This is a genomic window from Terrabacter ginsenosidimutans (assembly GCF_039539425.1).
Classification (GTDB): Bacteria; Actinomycetota; Actinomycetes; order Actinomycetales; family Dermatophilaceae; genus Terrabacter; species Terrabacter ginsenosidimutans.
On sequence record NZ_BAABDC010000002.1, the window covers coordinates 700,710 to 718,557 of the forward strand.

At 69.2% G+C, this 17,848-nt stretch carries 18 protein-coding genes; 9 read left to right on the plus strand and 9 right to left on the minus strand.

The features are described 5' to 3' along the window. Window positions 1–28: 28 nt before the first annotated feature. Window positions 29–1,003: a hypothetical protein gene (locus tag ABD831_RS09275; protein ID WP_344944773.1), complete on the minus strand. Its 975-nt coding sequence runs from the start codon at window positions 1,001–1,003 to the stop codon at window positions 29–31. Window positions 1,004–1,406: 403 nt separating this feature from the next. Here ABD831_RS09275 and ABD831_RS09280 point away from each other — a divergent pair, with 403 nt between their 5' ends. Next, a complete protein-coding gene (locus ABD831_RS09280; protein ID WP_344944776.1) occupies window positions 1,407–1,706 on the plus strand; it encodes a putative quinol monooxygenase in 300 nt (99 codons plus the stop codon). A gap of 466 nt (window positions 1,707–2,172) precedes the next feature. Here the strand turns inward: ABD831_RS09280 and ABD831_RS09285 are convergent, their stop codons facing one another. Further along, the gene (locus ABD831_RS09285) at window positions 2,173–2,478 is read right to left on the minus strand and encodes a hypothetical protein (RefSeq protein ID WP_344944779.1); all 306 of its coding nucleotides are present in this window, start codon (window positions 2,476–2,478) and stop codon (window positions 2,173–2,175) included. A gap of 175 nt (window positions 2,479–2,653) precedes the next feature. Between ABD831_RS09285 and ABD831_RS09290 the strand changes: the two genes are divergently transcribed. From ABD831_RS09290 to ABD831_RS09300, 3 genes are all read left to right on the plus strand, one after another. Continuing rightward, complete coding sequence (locus ABD831_RS09290; RefSeq protein ID WP_344944782.1) at window positions 2,654–3,457, plus strand: molybdopterin-dependent oxidoreductase; 804 nt, start codon at window positions 2,654–2,656, stop codon at window positions 3,455–3,457. 417 nt (window positions 3,458–3,874) lie between these two features. After that, entirely contained in the window at window positions 3,875–4,255 is a 381-nt protein-coding gene (locus ABD831_RS09295) for a cupin domain-containing protein (protein WP_344944785.1), read from the plus strand. A 377-nt stretch (window positions 4,256–4,632) separates the two neighbouring features. After that, complete coding sequence (locus tag ABD831_RS09300) at window positions 4,633–5,142, plus strand: cupin domain-containing protein (RefSeq protein WP_344944788.1); 510 nt, start codon at window positions 4,633–4,635, stop codon at window positions 5,140–5,142. A gap of 104 nt (window positions 5,143–5,246) precedes the next feature. Here ABD831_RS09300 and ABD831_RS09305 read toward each other — a convergent pair whose 3' ends face one another. The 4 genes from ABD831_RS09305 to ABD831_RS09320 all read right to left on the minus strand — a co-directional run bounded on the left by ABD831_RS09305 (window position 5,247) and on the right by ABD831_RS09320 (window position 8,912). Then, a complete protein-coding gene (locus tag ABD831_RS09305; protein WP_344944791.1) occupies window positions 5,247–5,846 on the minus strand; it encodes a DUF1254 domain-containing protein in 600 nt (199 codons plus the stop codon). Further along, window positions 5,843–6,442, minus strand: coding sequence for a DUF1214 domain-containing protein (locus ABD831_RS09310; RefSeq protein WP_344944793.1), 600 nt, complete (start codon window positions 6,440–6,442; stop codon window positions 5,843–5,845). The genes ABD831_RS09305 and ABD831_RS09310 overlap by 4 nt, the downstream gene beginning before the upstream one ends. A 362-nt stretch (window positions 6,443–6,804) precedes the next feature. Further along, a complete protein-coding gene (locus ABD831_RS09315; RefSeq protein ID WP_344945396.1) occupies window positions 6,805–7,200 on the minus strand; it encodes a GNAT family N-acetyltransferase in 396 nt (131 codons plus the stop codon). A gap of 743 nt (window positions 7,201–7,943) precedes the next feature. Then, the gene (locus ABD831_RS09320; protein ID WP_344944796.1) at window positions 7,944–8,912 is read right to left on the minus strand and encodes an alpha/beta hydrolase; all 969 of its coding nucleotides are present in this window, start codon (window positions 8,910–8,912) and stop codon (window positions 7,944–7,946) included. Between the two features lie 413 nt (window positions 8,913–9,325). Here ABD831_RS09320 and ABD831_RS09325 point away from each other — a divergent pair, with 413 nt between their 5' ends. The 5 genes from ABD831_RS09325 (at window position 9,326) to ABD831_RS09345 (ending at window position 15,865) form a co-directional block, all read left to right on the plus strand. Then, window positions 9,326–10,618, plus strand: coding sequence for an NAD(P)/FAD-dependent oxidoreductase (locus ABD831_RS09325; RefSeq protein ID WP_344945398.1), 1,293 nt, complete (start codon window positions 9,326–9,328; stop codon window positions 10,616–10,618). Continuing rightward, a complete protein-coding gene (locus tag ABD831_RS09330) occupies window positions 10,615–11,415 on the plus strand; it encodes an alpha/beta hydrolase (protein WP_344944799.1) in 801 nt (266 codons plus the stop codon). Before ABD831_RS09325 ends, ABD831_RS09330 begins: the two co-directional genes overlap by 4 nt. Window positions 11,416–11,461: 46 nt before the next feature. After that, window positions 11,462–11,716: a hexameric tyrosine-coordinated heme protein gene (locus ABD831_RS09335; protein WP_344944802.1), complete on the plus strand. Its 255-nt coding sequence runs from the start codon at window positions 11,462–11,464 to the stop codon at window positions 11,714–11,716. A 42-nt stretch (window positions 11,717–11,758) separates the two neighbouring features. Then, window positions 11,759–12,934: a cation:proton antiporter gene (locus tag ABD831_RS09340; RefSeq protein WP_344944805.1), complete on the plus strand. Its 1,176-nt coding sequence runs from the start codon at window positions 11,759–11,761 to the stop codon at window positions 12,932–12,934. A 111-nt stretch (window positions 12,935–13,045) separates the two neighbouring features. After that, the gene (locus ABD831_RS09345) at window positions 13,046–15,865 is read left to right on the plus strand and encodes a LuxR C-terminal-related transcriptional regulator (RefSeq protein ID WP_344944808.1); all 2,820 of its coding nucleotides are present in this window, start codon (window positions 13,046–13,048) and stop codon (window positions 15,863–15,865) included. Window positions 15,866–15,878: 13 nt separating this feature from the next. Here ABD831_RS09345 and ABD831_RS09350 read toward each other — a convergent pair whose 3' ends face one another. From ABD831_RS09350 to ABD831_RS09360, 3 genes are all read right to left on the minus strand, one after another. Continuing rightward, window positions 15,879–16,334 (minus strand): carboxymuconolactone decarboxylase family protein, encoded by a 456-nt coding sequence (locus tag ABD831_RS09350; RefSeq protein ID WP_344944811.1) that lies wholly within the window; start codon window positions 16,332–16,334, stop codon window positions 15,879–15,881. 181 nt (window positions 16,335–16,515) lie between these two features. Beyond that, a complete protein-coding gene (locus ABD831_RS09355; protein ID WP_344944814.1) occupies window positions 16,516–16,860 on the minus strand; it encodes a hypothetical protein in 345 nt (114 codons plus the stop codon). 216 nt (window positions 16,861–17,076) lie between these two features. After that, on the minus strand, window positions 17,077–17,454 hold the full coding sequence (locus ABD831_RS09360; protein WP_344944817.1) for a nuclear transport factor 2 family protein: 378 nt from the start codon (window positions 17,452–17,454) through the stop codon (window positions 17,077–17,079). Between the last annotated feature and the right edge of the window lie 394 nt (window positions 17,455–17,848).

Below are 17,848 nucleotides of genomic sequence, written 5' to 3' on the forward strand. Positions count from 1 at the left end.
CTGCCTCTTGACAAGCAGCAACTACATGTCAGCTCCGCTCGCGTGCGAGCCTGTCGCGGCGCTGCTCCTCGCGCTTCGAGTACGCGGCCGCGCGGATTGCTTCGTCCGACTCCAGCCCGCTGCCGAGGGCACCTCCGACGGTCGCTGCCGACGCGACGAACCAGGCCAGTAGGAACAGGTCGCGGTAGCCGAGTGATGCGTTGACGGAGGAGCCCATGACGGCCAGATCGATGACGAACAGCGCCCAGAGCAGGTTCACGATGTAGAGCGCCAGGTAGCAGATGAGGACCCCAGTGGTCAGGGTCACCAGCGTTGAGGTGTTGTAGAGACGGGATCTCTCCTTTGCCTCGGCGGAGTTGTCGTTGGGGCGGTCCCACAGCTCCCCGTCGATCACGAGCCAGCCAACGACGAGCGCGACGGAGGAGATCGTCGCGACCGTGAGGTGCCACCACGACAAGGAGTGGGCCAGTTGCCAAATCGTCGGGTCGACCGTGGCGATGGCCCCGGTCGCAAGTGCCGCGACGAGCGCGGACTTGAGCCCCGGCACGAGGAGCCACGGACGGTTGGCCAGGACCATGCCCGTCAGCAACTTCCACCGGCCCCTGCGGCGCGGAAGTGGCACGCGGTGCCCGTCCCCCGAAGAGGCGTCGGCCATGCCGCTGACGAGCGCGCGCACTGCGTGACGGGTACGGGCTTGCATACTGAGCCCGCCGAGGGCGGGTAGCGACAGCACGGCAGTGCGACGCTGCGGGTCGGTCGCGACCAGCAGATACCGGCCGTCGTCGTCGCGAAGCGGAAGCTCGGTCAAGCCGACGACGAGGTCCCAGGCGTACCGGCGAGCCTGGTCCTGAAGCCGCGCCACCGCGGTGTCGAGATCCTCGGAACCCATGGTGAAGGGCTCGCTCACGACCTCGATGTCCCAGGTGTCGCGATCCTCGCCACCGGGCGAGTCGAGATCGCTCATCCGGCGCGCGATCTCGGTTGGCGAGGCCGGGTCGGCCACGAGGCCGACCTTGACTACCTTCATCCGGTCAGGCTACTCACGCGTTCACAACAAGGGGACCGACCACCAGGGGAGCGTGCTATCGATGCGTCGCCACCCCATGGCCCATGCCTGTCGAGAGGTTGTCTGGACCGTCGAGCTATCTGTGCCCGTCTGCACCTCGCGGTGCCGTGACCCTCAACGGCATGACTGGATCTTCGTCCGACGAGCGGCTACTTGAAGGTGACCATTGCCGTTCCTCTCCACCTAGCGCTACCGTGCGGAACGGCGGGTGTCCCACGAAGCAGGCGGAGAGAAGGTGTCTGCGCGAAGGGTGCGCACCTGTTCCCGGACGTCGGAATCCTGCCGGCTTGCTGCCGACCGGCCGCAGCCGTGCGATCGCGCAGGCTAAGGAGCCCGACCCATGCTGACCAAAGCTCTCCTCGTGCGTCTCGAGGCCCTGCCGGGCAAAGAGACTGAACTCGCAGACTTCCTCACCGGCGCTCGGTCCATCGTGATGGAAGAGCCAGGAACCATCGCCTGGTTCGCCGTCCAGTTCGGGCCGTCGACCTTCGGCGTCTACGACGTGTTCCCTGACGACGAGGCCCGAGACGCGCACCTCGCCGGCGGTGTGGGCCGGGCACTCGGGCCAAACACCGGCGTGCTCTTCTCCGAGCCGCAGATCGAAAAGATTGACATACTCGCCGACAAAGTCCCGACCTGAGCCGCACCCCCCGGGTGCTGCGTAACACGGTATGCGCGGTGACGGGATCCGAATGGGGCATCGAGGCTGCCGGAGGCCAGCAGATCGTCACGGCGATCAGCTGCCCGATCCTGGGCAGCTGATGATTGGCGGCTCCTAGGGTGTCCTGCGGGATAGCGGCGGCGCCCGGGGGCGCTGACCGCCCCGCCAGGACCCTTGCGTGCCCGTCCTCGGGTCGGGTACGTCCCGTCCGAGGACAGGGACGTCACGCCGTAGGTGAGCGGCTCGCGCAGCACTGCACCGAGGCTGCCCGTGAGATGCCCGTTCGTTCTGGCCAACGGAGCGGAGGTCAGTGGACCTTGCCCGCAAGGCGCCGATGATGCCCCCGCCGAGCGCGTCCGCCACGTGCGGGATGTGCGCGTGCACGGCGCCTCGTAGCCGGCCAGAGCCGGGGGAGGGTGTTGGCCGGGGCGAGAAAGTCGGGATGTCATTGACCGTTGGCATACCAACGGTTATTGGCGCTGGAGAACGCGGCAGTGTTGCCCGCCTTGGCGGCTCGCAGGATCTCGACGGCGGGGGCGACGGCGACGGCGATGTCGTCGTGGAGCAGCGCCGTGAGTGTGTTGTCGGGCGGCGTCCCTGAAGAGAGGCTTGCTGAACGAAGAGCAGGCGGCTCGCAGCGCCTGGCCAGTCGGCTCGCCGGTGGGGTTGTCGCCTTGCCCGACAGGCAGGCGCACACTGGTTCGATGGCGCCAGCGCAGCGGCCCGGCCGGCGGACCAACCTGGCACTCATGGTGCTCCTTGTTGGCTCCTTCGCCACAGGTTGCATCGCGTTCGGAGTTGGGCAGCCGCCCGAGGCCCGAGTCGTCACCGTGGCCCACGGGGTCCTGGGCTTGGGGCTTGTCCTCTTGGCGCCGTGGAAGACCGTGATCGTCGGGCGGGGTCTGCGGCGGCGACGCGGCCACGCGGTGGCGATCGCGTTCGCCGTGGTCGTCGTCGTCAGCCTGCTCGCCGGCATCGCTCACGCGACCGTCGGGCCCCTTCGGCTCGGCGACTTCACCGTGCTCACGGTGCATGTCGCTGCTGCGGTCGTCGCCGTGCCTTTGGCTCTGAGTCACGTGGCCCGCCGTCGGCAGCGGCGTCTGTCGACCGATCTCTCCCGCAGGGTGGTGCTGCGGGCTGCCGGACTGGGAGCCGTGGCGGCGCTGGCATACGCGACGCAGGACGCCGTCACGGCCATCACCGGGCTGCCGGGCGCGGTGCGTCGCGCCACGGGTTCCTACGAGCTCGGATCAGGGCGACCCGCGGAGATGCCGGTCACCCAGTGGTTCACCGACGGCGTGCCTCGTGTCGACCGAGGGGCGTACCTGCTGAAGGTGCGCACATCCGACGGGCGGGCGTGGTCCCTCACGTCCGGCCAGCTCGCGGCGATGGGGAGCGTGATCGAATCAGCGGTGCTTGACTGCACCGGCGGCTGGTGGGCCGAACAGACCTGGCGCGGAGTGCGACTCGACACCTTGGTCGGGACGCCGCGACAGGGCTCCATCACCGTGCACTCAGTCACCGGCTACACCAGGCGCTTCCCGCCCGGTGAGGCGAGCACCCTGCTGCTGGCCACCCACGCCGGTGACTCGCCGCTCTCCGCCGGCCATGGTGGGCCGGTCAGGTTGGTTGCCCCAGGGCGCCGCGGCTTCTGGTGGGTCAAGTGGGTCGACGAGGTTCGCGTGGAGGCCGTCCCGTCGTGGGTGCAGCCGCCCTTCCCCCTCCAGTGAGCCGCCGCCCACTGATGGGTGGGCGAGCCTTTTCTCGACTCCGAGGTCTTCGCCCGGATGAGCGTCGGTCCACGCCGAACCTGCTACTGATCGGCCGGCTTCAGCACCGACTGCTCGGGCGAGGAGGTGGCCTTGGGCGTCGGCCAACGGGCCGGGAGAACTAGGCGGCCGCGTTCTCGAGAGGCCTCTGACCTGCGGTGATGTGTGTGGTGCCACCGTTGGTCCGCACATAGTCCGCAAACTTCCGAGGACTCCGTCGACCGCGGCCGTCATGCGCTCGTCGACGTCGGGCAAGAGGTGGTGTAAGTGTCGACGCGACGGGGCTGCCCACCGACTCCTGGGTTCTTCTGGTGTCGCGTAGGGCGCCTGGGATCAGCGCATTGTGGGACGAAGCGGGCGGGGCTCTGTTAGGTTCCGATGATGGTCGACGTCGGTGATGTGATTGAGAACCCGGTCACCGGGGAGCGCATCACGTTCGTGCGGACGAGCGAACAGACCGGCGGTGCGCTCGCCGAGCTGGACCTCGAGCTGAGCCCCACCGCGTTCTTGGCGGCCGAGCACATTCATCGCTCCCAGGAGGAGAAGTTCCAGGTCCTCGAAGGCCGCATCCTGCTGCGATGCCGGGGCGAGGAGTCGATGTGCGGCCCGGGTGAGACCGTGGTCGTGCCTCGGGACGGCCTCCACGCGAACCTCGTCGACCCACGTCGTGGGTGCAGCCGCCCTTCCCCCTCCAGTGAGCCGCCGCCCACTGATGGGTGGGCGAGCCTTTTCTCGACTCCGAGGTCTTCGCCCGGATGAGCGTCGGTCCACGCCGAACCTGCTACTGATCGGCCGGCTTCAGCACCGACTGCTCGGGCGAGGAGGTGGCCTTGGGCGTCGGCCAACGGGCCGGGAGAACTAGGCGGCCGCGTTCTCGAGAGGCCTCTGACCTGCGGTGATGTGTGTGGTGCCACCGTTGGTCCGCACATAGTCCGCAAACTTCCGAGGACTCCGTCGACCGCGGCCGTCATGCGCTCGTCGACGTCGGGCAAGAGGTGGTGTAAGTGTCGACGCGACGGGGCTGCCCACCGACTCCTGGGTTCTTCTGGTGTCGCGTAGGGCGCCTGGGATCAGCGCATTGTGGGACGAAGCGGGCGGGGCTCTGTTAGGTTCCGATGATGGTCGACGTCGGTGATGTGATTGAGAACCCGGTCACCGGGGAGCGCATCACGTTCGTGCGGACGAGCGAACAGACCGGCGGTGCGCTCGCCGAGCTGGACCTCGAGCTGAGCCCCACCGCGTTCTTGGCGGCCGAGCACATTCATCGCTCCCAGGAGGAGAAGTTCCAGGTCCTCGAAGGCCGCATCCTGCTGCGATGCCGGGGCGAGGAGTCGATGTGCGGCCCGGGTGAGACCGTGGTCGTGCCTGCCGGCAACCCGCACGCGTGGGCTCCGCACGGTGGCGCTGCCGCCAGAGTGCGCATCACCTTCACGCCGGGTGCCGGCATCGAGCAGTTCTTCGACGAGTTCTTCCGTCTCGCCCGCGAAGGTCGCGTGAACTCCAAGGGCATGCCCTCGCTGCCGGTAACGGCCCGCCTCGGTCTCGCTCACGACATGTACCTGGCGGGGCCGCCCGTGCCCCTGCAACGTGCTGCCTTCCGGGTGTTGGCCACGACCGACCGACTGCTCCACCGCTCTGACACCTAGGGCCGGCTCGCAGCAGGTAGACGCGCTCGTCAAGGCCCTGACGGTCTCGCTCGTACGAAGCAGCAATGGCCCCCGCGCCTTCAGTCCCGCGAAACCCAGCCGCCTCATGGAGGCGTTGAGCCGGACGGTCGTCCTCGCTGGGGTGCCCAGATACGGATCTGTTTCGCCACGTCGTGGGCGAGCGGCACGTCGCTGTCGGAGTAGACGAGGACTCGACCGAAGACCAGGACCGAGTTGCGTGGTGAGGAGATTCGCGTCGTCCCGCTGGGCAGCCGTCCTGCCCATCTTGGTCCGGTGATGAGGTAGTCGCCCGCTTGGTTGCCAGTGGTGCGGGTGCCGACGTAGGCGAAGTTCGTGTTCGTGAACGGATCGGTGAGCTGGACGCTGTAGTAGCGGTCTCCCGCGGCCGGCACGTGCAGCAGCTGAGGCCCCTTTCGCAGATCCAGCCAGCCGGCGCTCATGAGCGTGTCCCGGTTCACGCCCGTCGTGGCCAACGTGGAACCCCCGATGGCCCCGACAGGGTCAGCGAAGGACCGCTCGGACTGCACGTACAGCGTGTTCACCGGGACAGGGCCGTCGCCGAATCCCTTGGCGAGGATGGCCCTCTTGAACACGGACAGCAGCACACGCGGCCAGAAGTACAGGGCAAGGAACCATGCCGTGACCATGACCGACCCGAAGACGATGAGGTGTTCGAGCTTCATGGCGGGGTCACAGCCTCGGTGACAGGTGGCACGGCATACCTGCCGTCGAGGATGACCCTGCCGGGGAGGTAGACCCGGAGCCAGAGGGTGAACCTGCCCGAGGGCGCGGGGAGCCAGTTGGACTCATGGCCCACGGGAGCGGTGGTCTGGATGTGGACGTCCACCGACCCGTCTGCGTTCGGCGCAAGCCCCGACCGGTCGCTCACGCTGTATCGGCGAAGCGGGTTGGGGACGAAGCGGTTGCTGGCGTCGCCCATCGTCAGCGACCAGAACGCCTCGTTGGGTGGCAGCCCCTCCGCCGGGAAGTGCATGACGTAGCTCCGTTGACCGCTCAGCAGCCGGCCCGCCGCGTCGACGTGCGATCTCCAGTACGTCGCCTCGTCCGGCACGTTGACCGGTCCGGGGAACATCCACGTGCACGCGGCGCGGGTCAGGAAGCCGTTGCCGGGGACGCCGCAGCCGGGCAGGGTCACCCAGCCGTTCACCTTGATGGCTCTGACCCTGGAGAGGACCTCGACGGTGACGACTGCCAGACCCACGCCTACCAGTGCGCCCTGCACGACATCGGTACGAGCAGGCCGGTCCGGACCGGTCACCAGCCTGAGGATGGCATAGACACAAACGGCCCCGACGAGCGAAGCCAAGAGCGCGGACCGTCGCCTGGTCACGCCGCCGGCCCCACCGGGAGCGTCAGGGCGTACCACGAGGGGAGCTCGGGAGGCAGCTCGCTCAGGGCGTGCTTCTCCTCCGGCGCCCCTGACCCCGTCAGCCACCGGCACCTCTCTCGCCGTGCTTCGCTCGAGTACCCGACACTGCGCACGGCCCCACTCTGCTCCTGGCTGTGGTGAAACGTCCCGCAACGCCGGTATCTGCAGGCTTGACGTTGTTCGACTGGCGGCGGATGGACGGGGGATTCCGGGAGTTCGCCCTCGTCCGCCGCTGTGCGTTGGCGAAGGGCTCACGTCTCCAGGAGCAGCTGGAACTCGAGTTCGTGGTCGATCCGCACGCCGGCGGCGTCGCGCACGGGGATCGTCGGTTTGAGCTGCCTCGACATTCGCAGGGCGTACCGATGCAGCGCGCACCGATCCATGCCCAAGCGCTGGTGGAAGGCGATGGCGGCGATGTTGTTGTTCGTGGTCACGAGCCACACCCGTCGGCACCCTGTAGCTCGCGCCTGGGCGAAGCAGCGCTCCATCAGCACCCGCCCGATGCCACGCCGCCGCGCGCTGGTGCTGATGGCGACGACCTCATAGGCGCGCTCCTGGACCTGGACCTGGACCAGTACCAGCCCGACGCGCCGACCATCGACAGTGGCCAGCTCAATCCGGCTCGTGGTGCCGGTCTCTCTGAGCAGGTTGGAGACGTGGACGCTGAGCGCCTGCTCCCCAGGCGGCCGGCCGGTGCCCCTCTGGCTCTGAAGGCCGTCGGGGGAAGGCTGACTCGGCCCCTGGGAGGCCGGCCGCTGCGGAACTGCTGGTCATGCGCGTCGCACCGTCGATTGTCGGGGCCAGCCGCACTTGAGGTTTGCCGTGCTGGATCTCGTCGAGGTCGTAGCTCGCGCAGAGGTAGTCGAGCAGTTCGATGGTGCTGGAGAACTCGCGCGTCGGACCGTCGGGCGTTCGTACGCGGTAGATGTGTGCGCCGAGAGCCGCTGCCGCACCGTCGCTGGTGGCATAGCCCACTTCCACACGGACTCCGTCGGACAGGGTCCTCAGCCCCAGCCACATCACCATGAGGATCCCGCTCGGAGTGAAGACCTCACCGGACACGCGCCGTCAACGTCAGGACCGCTGCCAGCGCGGGCCGACACGGGGTGGGCTTCGCCATGGCGCGGTTGGGCAGCGCACTCGGCTGAAAGGGAGGCAGTGGGCATTCGCGACTCCGTCGGTTCCCGGAGCGATGAGCGGATCACGTCTGGCCGCTCAGGCGTTTGTCCACACCTGCTAACAGGATAGGCATGGTTCGCGAACCGGACAATGGGTGCGGAGACCTCGTCCGAGATGAGGTGGTGCCCGGGGATCTGCGGATGTCCGCTGCGGGTCTCATCTCGGCCGCATGACCTGTGGGCCCAGAACGGCTGACGCGTGGGGCGCGGTGTCAGGAGACTGCGCGAGCGGCCTGTTCGATGATCTTGGTGACGGCTGCGGGGTGGGACACCATGACGTCGTGTGCCGAGACGACCGTGGTGACGTGGGCGCCGGCGCGCGCGGCCATGGCCTGCTGGGCTGCTGGGGGGATGGCGTTGTCGGCCGTGGTCACCAGGTCCCAGCTCGGGATGGTCTTCCATGCGGGCTCTCCGGACGGCTCGAAGTTCGCCGTCGCCGTGAGCGGGCGCTGGGTCCGGGCCATGGCGTCGGCACGCTGCGCTGAGACATCCGCGGCAAAGACCTGCCGGAACTTCTCGAGGGAGATGTAGATGTCGACGTCCTGCCCGTCGGGCGCTGCGGGGTTGGCGACGGGGCGCACGACGGTCGTGTCCGGGCCGAGCAGTGATCCGGGGAAGCGGACCGGGTCGGCGGCCGTGGCGATGCTCTCGCCGGCGTCGGGGACGAACGCGCCGACGTACACCAGGGCGCGTACGTTCGACACGCCTCGGGCGGCGTTGGTGATGACGGCGCCGCCGTAGGAGTGGCCGACGAGCACGATGGGCCCCGGGACGGTCTGCAGGAACGAGCGGACGTAGTTGGCGTCGGCGGTGAGGCCGCGCAGCGGGTTGGCGACGGCGACGACGGGGTAGCCGTCGTCGGTGAGCTGCCCGACGGTCTGGCTCCAGCCGCTGGAGTCGGCGAACGCCCCGTGGACGAGGACGACGGTCGGCCTGGTGCTGCCGGCGCCGGTGCCGCGCGTCGTACCCGCGTCGGTGGCGGACGGGCGCCCGATGGCGTCCCACCCGGTACCGGTGGCCGCCCGGTCCGTTCGGGCCGCCGCGCTGGCGACCCCGGCCGCGCGTGAGGAGCTCTGGGCCACGCCCGCCAGCAGCGCCGCCAGCAGCAGCACCAGTGTCAGGATCGTCTGTCTGCGCCGCCTCGGCTCGTCGGTCGGCAGCACGGTCGATGGTCGCGTCATGGTGTCCTCCAAAGGGTGTCGGGCGGGTCGGGTCGCCCGCTGGCAGCGAACGTAGGCCCGGGTCGGACGCGACGGCTTGAGTCATCTGACTGCGGAGCGGCGCAACGTCGTACCTATGGCGAATTGCCCTGCCCGCATGAGTGATCCGGTCGCCCACCTCGGCGACATCGGGAGCTCGGGGCAGTCAGGTGACCCAAGCGCCCGTCGTCGTCCCCTGCCTAACGTCGGGACGAGCGGCCAGGAGCGGGCACACCAGAAGCCGGCACGGGGTCTGGCCGCTGCACGACACAAGCCACGACCATCAGGAGGTCATCGTGAGTCTCGTCTCGCGGGACAGTCGAAGAAGAGTCGCACGCTGGCTGGACCACCGGCGCACAACCTCAGCAGGCACGTCGAACACACGCCATCGGGTGGTGGTCATCGGATCCGGATTCGGAGGACTCACGGCCACTCGGGCGATGGACCACGACGGCGTGTCCGTCACGCTCATCGACCGGACGCCTCACCACCTCTTCCAGCCACTGCTCTACCAGGTGGCGACCGGGATCCTCTCGGAGGGAGAGATCACACCCCCGACGCGAGAGGTGCTGCGACGCCAGCAGAACGCGCGAGTCATTCTCGGCGAGGTCACCGACGTCGACCTCGACGCCCGGCTGGTCACCTCCCGCAGCGGAGAGCAGACGACAGTGACGCCCTGGGACAGCCTCGTCATGGCGGCCGGGTCGACGCACTCCTACTTCGGCAGCCCGCAGTTCGCCGAGTACGCGCCGGGGATGAAGTCGATCGACGACGCGCTGGCCATCCGCGGTGCCATCTACGGCGCGTTCGAGACGGCCGAGCTCCTCGAAGATCCAGCCGAGCGTATGCCGTGGCTGACCTTCGTCGTCGTGGGCGCCGGGCCCACAGGGGTGGAGATGGCCGGCCAGCTCATCGAGCTCTCCCGTCGCAGCCTCCACCTCAACTTCCGCAGCTTCGACCCGGCGAGTGCCCGGGTCGTGCTCATCGAGGCCGGACCGAAGGTCCTGTCCACGTTCGGGCCGACCCTGTCACGGCGGACCCTTGGCGACCTCGAACGTCTGGGGGTGGAGGTCCGGCTCAACACGCCCGTCGTGGATGTCGACGAGCTGGGCGTGACCGTGCGCAGCGCCACTGGCACCGAACGTATCGAGGCGAGGACCAAGGTCTGGGCCGCGGGGGTGCGGGCCTCACCGCTCGGAGGCCTCCTGGCCGAGGCGACCGGCACTCCGCGCAACCGTGCGGGTCAGCTCGACGTGCTGGCCGACTGCACCCTGCGCGGACATCCGGAGGTCTTCGTCATCGGCGACATGATGCATCTACCCGTCCCCGCGGTGGCGCAGGTCGCCATCCAGTCAGGGCGTTTCGCCGCCCGGCAGATCATCGCCAAGGTCGAGGGACGTCCCACCGAGCCCGCCTTCCGCTACCGGGACAAGGGCAACCTCGCGACCATCTCGCGCTTCCGCGCAGTGGCGAGCATCGGGCCGCTGCGCCTGTCCGGGACGCTCGCCTGGCTCCTCTGGCTCAGCGTGCACCTGCTCTATCTCGTCTGCTTCAAGAACCGCCTGCTCGTCCTCTTCCACTGGGGCATCAGCTTCCTCGGACGGGGCCGCCAGGAACGCACCGCGCCTGCGGCGACGCGAGCGACCACACCAGCCCAACCGGCACTCCTGCGAAAGGCAGCATCATGAGCGTCAAGCCCAACCCTGTCGTCTTCATCCACGGACTGTGGCTCCACGCCACGTCCTGGAACCCGTGGGTCGAGCACTTCCAGCGCGCCGGCTACGAGGCCTCGGCTCCCGGCTGGCCCGGCGTTCCCGACACCGTCCTCGAGGCGCGCGCCCACCCCGAGACGATCGCCGACCACGGCATCGACGACGTGATCGAGCACTACACCGCGGCCCTCGCATCCCTCCCGGCCGCGCCCATCCTCGTCGGTCACTCCTTCGGCGGCATGATCGCCGAGAAGCTCCTCGGGCTGGACCTGGCAGCAGCGGCGGTGGCGATCGACGCGGCCCAGATCAAGGGTGTGCTTCCGCTTCCGCTGTCTGCGCTGCACTCCACCCTGCCCGTGTTCCGGAACCCCGCCAACAAGCACCGCGCGGTCTCGCTGACGCCCGAGCAGTTCCGGTACGGGTTCGGCAACGCCGTCACACCGGGGGAGTCGGACCAGCTCCACGACCAGTGGGCGATCCCCGCACCCGGCCGGCCCCTGTTCGAGGCCGCCGCCGCCAACTTCTCCCTCCACTCGCCCGCGGCGGTCAACACCCACAATGACCACCGGGGGCCGCTGCTGCTCGTCATGGGGGGCCAGGACCGCACTGTTCCCGAGGCGATCACCACGGCGACCCTCAAGCAGTACCGCCACTCCAGCGCGGTGACCGAGCTGCTCGAGTTCGAGGACCGCGGCCACTCCCTGACCATCGACCACGGCTGGACCGAGGTCGCGGATGCCGTCCTGGTCTGGCTCGACAAGCACGGCCTCTGACAAACGCCCACCCCACCGACCACCACCCCCGAAAGGCAGCCCCGCCATGAACCGAGTACCGGACTCCGAGCTCACCCTCGTGCCTGGAGGCACGCTCATCACCGCGACCGCCGAGGAGGGCCGAGCGCTCGCCCTTGCCATCGCGCGGCACACCATCCACAACATCCAACCCGACCTCGACGTCCTCGTCGCCGGTCGCCCGCAGTACGCGACGGACCCCCAAGCCCTGATGCGCGCGGGACACGTCGTCGCCGTCGAGTTCGCGACCATCGCGGCAGCCAACAACTACTGGCGGGCGTGAGCACGCCGGTCGGACCGGTCCGGCCAGGGCGAGGAGGACGCCATGCTCTCCCTCACCTCGGCCGCGCTGGTCGCGGCAGTGGCAGTGCTGGTGCCGGTCGCCGCGCGGCTGTGCCGGGTGACCGTGCCCGAGTCCGTCCTCGAGATCGTCATCGGGATCGTGGTGGGTCCACAGGTGCTGGGATGGGCTCGGACGGACCCGGCGGTGCAGGTCCTGTCCATCATCGGGCTTGGCTTCGTCCTGCTCCTCGCAGGCCTCGACATCGACCTTGGCAGGCTGCCGCGACGACTTCTTGCCGTCACGGTGACCGGCTGGGCGGCCTCGTTCATCCTGGCCCTCGGTGTCGGATTCGCCCTGGCCGCAGTGGGTCTCGTCCGTTCGCCGGTCTTTGTGGCGGTCGTCCTGTCCGCGACCAGCCTCGGTATCCTCCTTCCGGTCCTGGCCGATGCCGGCGAGGCGGACTCGGACTTCGGGCAGCTCATCGTGACCGGCGCATCGGTGGCCGAACTGGCACCCATCGTCCTGCTGTCGCTGCTCTTCTCGGAGTCCGAGCACGACGTCGGCTCCCGAGCGGCGATGCTGGTCCTCTTCGTCGTCTTCGCGCTGGCCGCTCTGGTTGCCCTGCTCGGCATCGAGCGGTGGAAGCGCCTGAGCCAGACACTGCGGGAGCTGCAGGAGACTACGTCGCAGATCCGCGTTCGTGCAGCCTTCGCGCTGCTCGTCGCCTACGCCGCCATCGCAGCACGGTTCGGCCTTGAGGTCATCCTCGGGGCCTTCTTGGCCGGCGCCACCGTGAGGGCCGTGGACCACGACCCGGTGGGGACCCATCACCTCTTCCGAGTCAAGCTGGAAGGGGCGGGTTACGGGGTCTTCGTCCCCTTCTTCTTCGTGTCGACCGGGATGGCGCTGGACGTGCACGCCCTGGTCTCCAGTCCGGCCACGGTTGCCAAGGTGCCGCTGTTCCTCGGCGGTCTGGTGCTGGCTCGAGGCCTACCGGCCATGGTCCTGCGGCCGTGGGCCTCGCACCTGACCCAGGTCGTCGCGGCTGGTCTGCTGCACGCGACCTCGCTCAGCATCCCGGTCGTCGCCGGTCTCCTGGGCGTGCACCTGGGCCTCATCCCGCCGGAGAACTATGCGGCGCTGGTGGCGGCAGGCCTTGTCTCCGTCACCGTGTTCCCCGTGGTGTCGCTGCGCCTGCTCCGCCGAGGTCAACCGTGACTGAGGAGGTTGGACACGTCGTTGACATCGGTCGCCCCGGTGGAAGACTCGGACCGCATGACCGCACTGCGGTCAGGGGCGGTGACGGGTCAGCGCCAAGAAGCGAGGGCGGTGAACCTTGTGGACGGCACGACTGCTTCATCCCTGATCGGGCGCGACGACGAGCTGCGGGCCATCACGCGCCTGCTGGAGGGATTCGTCCCTGCCGACAGGACATCCACCTCGGACCGGGACGCCCGCGTGGGCGGCGGCGGCACGCTGATCCTGATGGGCGACCCGGGCATCGGGAAGACCGCGCTCCTGCAGGCGGGTGTTGCCGCAGCCCACGACCGCGGGCTGCAAGTGCTCCAGGGAAGAGGCTCCGAGGCCGAACGCCATCTCTCTTTCGCCGTCCTCTTCGACCTGGTGCATCCGATCCTCGCCGCCGCCGACGGGCTTGCGCAGGCCCATCGCGAGGCGCTGTCACGGGCCTTCGGGCTGGTCCGGTCCCGCGATCCCGTCGAGCCGTTCTTCGTCGCGCTGGCCGGCCTGGAGCTGGTGATGGAGGCAGCAGCCCGTCAACCACTCCTCCTGGCGGTCGACGACGCGCACGCCGTGGACCAGCCCAGCCGCGACGTCATCGCGTTCATCGCCCGGCGGTTGCGCACCGAGCGGGCTGCTCTGCTGCTGAGCACGCGCCCCAACGCTGCGATCGAGGCGGCGGCAGCGGTCCCCGACACCGGTATCGCGCTGCGACACCTCCGCACGCTCGACCGGGACGAGGCCCGCCGGCTGGTGCACCTCCACCAGCCAGGTCTGCCCCGCACCGTCGAGGAGGCGGTCCTGCGGCAGGCGGAGGGAAACCCGTTGGCGCTGCTCGAGCTTCCACGAGCCCTGCACACCGACCGTGTCACCGACGGCCACCAGATGCGGGATCGCGTCCCGCTCACTCAGCGGCTCGAGATGAGCTTCGCCGCCCGTCTCGACCACCTCAGCACCCCGGCACGCACGCTGCTGAGCATCGTTGCCGTCAACGACAGCAACCTGCTGTCCGAGGCTGCCGCAGCGGTGACCCTGAGGACAGGAGACACCGTGTCGCACGGCGACGTCGCTCCCGCTGTCGACGCGGGGCTCGTGACCAGCGACGGCAGCGTCATCGCCTTCCGGCACCCGCTGGTGCGCTCGGCAGTCTGGCTGGCGACCCCGGTCGCCGACCGCGCTGCTGCGCACGCAGCGCTGGCGAAGGTGGTGGCGGCCGACCCGGACAGGTCGGTGTGGCACCGGGCCTGCGCGGCGTCTCGTCCCGACGAACAGATCGCGCAGGCCCTGGACGCAGCCGCCTCGCGCGCCATCGCACGGGGTGCGCCCGGGACGGGAGCGCAGTGGCTCGAGCGCGCCGCGGAACTCTCGGTGGACGACGTCCTTCGTTCCCAACGCCTGCTCCGGGCAGCGGAGGTCGCCTTCGAGCTCGGCCGACCCACCACGGTGCGCCGCCTCATGGACGAGGCGCAGTCGCTCGAGCTCGGCGCGGAGGAGCGGGCCCGGCTCAGCTGGCTCGAGGGCGCGTTCGACGACGGCACTCCCGGCGACGCCGACGGCGTCCGGCGCCTCGTCACATCCGCAGCCTCGGCGCGGGACCGCTCGGACCCGGACCTCGCCATCCACCTGCTCCACGGGGCGGCCACCCGGTGCTGGTGGGGCGACCCCGGCTCGGCGGTCCGGGACCTGCTGGTCAGCACCGCGGACAGCCTGCCCCTCGACCCCCGAGATCCGCGCCACCTCGCCACCATCGCGGTCGCCGGGGACTTCGACCGGCACGGCCAGGTCCTCGAGGCCGTGGCATGGTGGGCCGGCCAGCAGGCGGTGAGCGCCGTCCAGCTGGGCAGCCTCGCCCGGGCCGCATTCGTCACCGCCGACTTCGACCGGGTGCTGGCCTTCTGTGCCCCGGCGCTCACCGAGCTGCGACGGCAGGGTCGCCTCGGCTCCCTGGCGCAGGTCCTCGTCTTCCAGACCTTCGCCGCGATGTACACCGGCCGCTGGGACGTCACCCGCATCGCCGCAGACGAGGCCCGTCGCCTCGCGGAGGAGACCGAGCAGCCCGTGTGGTTCGCCTGCGCAGTCCTCGGTCAGGCCAACCTCGCTGCGCTGTGCGGCGACTCGGAGCAGGCGCACACCGTGCTCGAGGACGCCGAACGTGTCGCCGTCCTCACCGGGAACGGGGCGCTGCTCAACGGTGTGCTGCTCTCCCGCGGCCTCGCCGAGCTCGGCCGCGAGCGGCCCGCAGAGGCCTACGCCCACCTGCGCCGGATGATGGTGCGCAGCGACCCGGCCTTCCACCGGACGCAACGGGCCTGGGCGGTGGACTACCTCGCCGAAGCGGCGCTCGCCAGCGGCCAGACCGACGACGCCCGCGGCATACTCCACGCTTTGGAGGGCGAGCTGTCGGACGTCCCGTCACCCAGCGTGGTGCGCGCGGTGCGTTACGCGCGAGCCCTGCTCGCGAACGACGAGGACGCAGAGGGGAACTTCGCCCAGGCGTACGCCCTCGGTACGACCTCATCGCCGTGGTACCGAGCCCGGCTCGATCTGGCCCGCGGCAGCTGGTTGCGGCGTCGTCGGCAGGTGGCGGCATCGCGACCCCACCTGCAGTCCGCCCTGTACACCTTCCAGGCCTTGAACGCTCGGGGGTGGGCCGACCGGGCTGCGCGCGAGCTGCGCGCAGGCGGGGTCCGGAGGGCGCTGGACATGCCCGAACCACAGGCTGAGCTCTCGCCGCAGGAGTGGCAGATCGCCCAGCTCGCCGCGACCGGCCTGTCCAACCGTGACATCGGCCAGCAGCTCTACCTCTCGCACCGGACCGTCGCCTCGCACCTCTACCGCATCTTCCCCAAGCTCGGCATCACGTCGCGCAACCAGCTCCACGGGTATCTCCAGACGCGGGAAGAGGCTTGAACACGCGTCCTTCTCACGCGGGCGGGGCAATCCGGTAGTGGCTGGTGATGGCGATCCGGTTGAACGCGTTGATCACGATGGCAACCCACGCGACAGCGCTCGCCTGGGCCGGCGACAGTACCGATACCGGCTCCAGCTGCTCGGCCTGCGGCGAGCCGCTGATGGCCGTCACTCGCTCGGCCAAGGCCAGCGAATCACGCTCGAGGTCGTCGAAGTACTCAGTCTCGCGCCATGCCGGCAGCACCGCGATCCGCTCGAAGGTCTCACCCTTCGCCAGGGCGTCGTGGGTATGCATGCGCAGGCAGAAGCCGCACCCATTGAGCTGGGAGACCCTGATCCGCAACATCTCCACGAACGCCGGGGCCAGCCCGCTGTCGACGGCAGCCGCCCCCGCCTGCTCACTCATGGAAATGGTCGTCTGGTAGAGCTGCGGCTGAAGCTTGCCGATGTTCGTCGCGCTCTGATGCATGAGATCTCCCTAGGGGTGTAGGCCGAAGTTCTCGGTGCCGTGTCGCTGGATCGGCTCCCGATAGCTGAAACGTAGGAGGAAGGCCCAGCCACCGGCTTGGGTCAAGCAACTGCCATGAGGTCCGAAAAGGTGGCAAGGGGCAGCCAGCGGACCGTGGACAGCCGGGGGGGCCAGCTACGGATCAGGGCGCGCTGGCGGCTGGAAGAGGTCCGGTGCGGTAGCGCTCAAGAACGGCGTATTCGGTATAGCTCCAGTCGGCGAAGCTGCCCGGTCGGAGGCAGAAGGCGTCTCCGTCCCCCACGAGGGACAGCTCCGGGTTCATCAGCGCTCTGCGCACGCTCTCGACGAGGACTTCGGCGATCTCGGCCTCCACCCCGGACCCGTCAGCGGTGAATCCGGCCCCGCGAGTGTGGTGGCGTGCGGCTTCAGCGGCTCGCCGCAGCAACAGTGCGACGGTCGTGTCATCGCTGGCTGACTCGCGGTTGAGCAGTCCCAGGACGACGCTCGGTGGAGGAAGCGGCTGCATACAGGAGAGGTTCCGCCGAATGGGTGAAGCGCGCTTCAGTCAAACGACTCCGGGGCCCACTGCCAAACGATGCGTCCGGGAGCGGCGCCGGCATACGGTCCACCGCCATGTGACGCTTTGGCGAAGGTCACTGCCGTCAGAGGCCCACTCCCCACACCCGTTGCGCGCTGGACGATCTCGCGCAGCGGCCGGCCGGGCTACTTCTCGTCGAGCGCGCTACTTCTTGCCCCAGATGCGTTCCTGCAAGGCGGTGTCACCCGCTACCTGGAACTTGATGAGTTTGCCGTCGGATCCGAACGTCGCCACGTCGACCTGGTCCGCAGACTGTCCGTCCGCCGTCACCCGGGTCAGGACGACAACATGGTCGCCCTCGGCGATGAAGTGCTGAGGCTCCGTCCTGAAGGACTTGCTGGCCAGCGTCGTGAAGTAGCGCCCCACCTCGTCCTTGCCTCGGTAGACGCCGCTGATCGCGCTGTCCCCGGGCACGACCCACTCGATGTCCTCCGCCATGTTCCGCATGGCGCCTTCCATGTCCCCTGCACCGAAAGCCGCATACCCGGCTTGGGCCTCTGCCTTGTTCTCCGAAGCGGTCATCTCTCCTCCTCAGGGTCGGGTTTCCATCCATCAAGCGCACCGCGCACGCATCCCGTCAAGGGCCCCCGGGCACTTCGAGGCATTCCTCCAGACTGTCGCCCCGACATGCCGCGGAATGCCGAAACCCAAACCGCTCAGGCGCGGCAAGGTGGACGATCGAGTATGCGCTTGAGGAACTTCCCGTGCTGGGTCTTGGGCCACATGTACCGCCACAAGCCCGGGGACAAACACATGCTCGTCTGCCAGCGCTGTGGCCATCAGGAGCTGATGGCGACCTGGCAGATGCGACAAGGAGGCGCTCCGCTCGGCCCTCGCTCCTGGAAGGAATGACGGACAGAAAGGTCGAGTTCGCGAGTCGTCGGCCGTCACGGGTGTGGTCCGCGAAGCAAGTCAT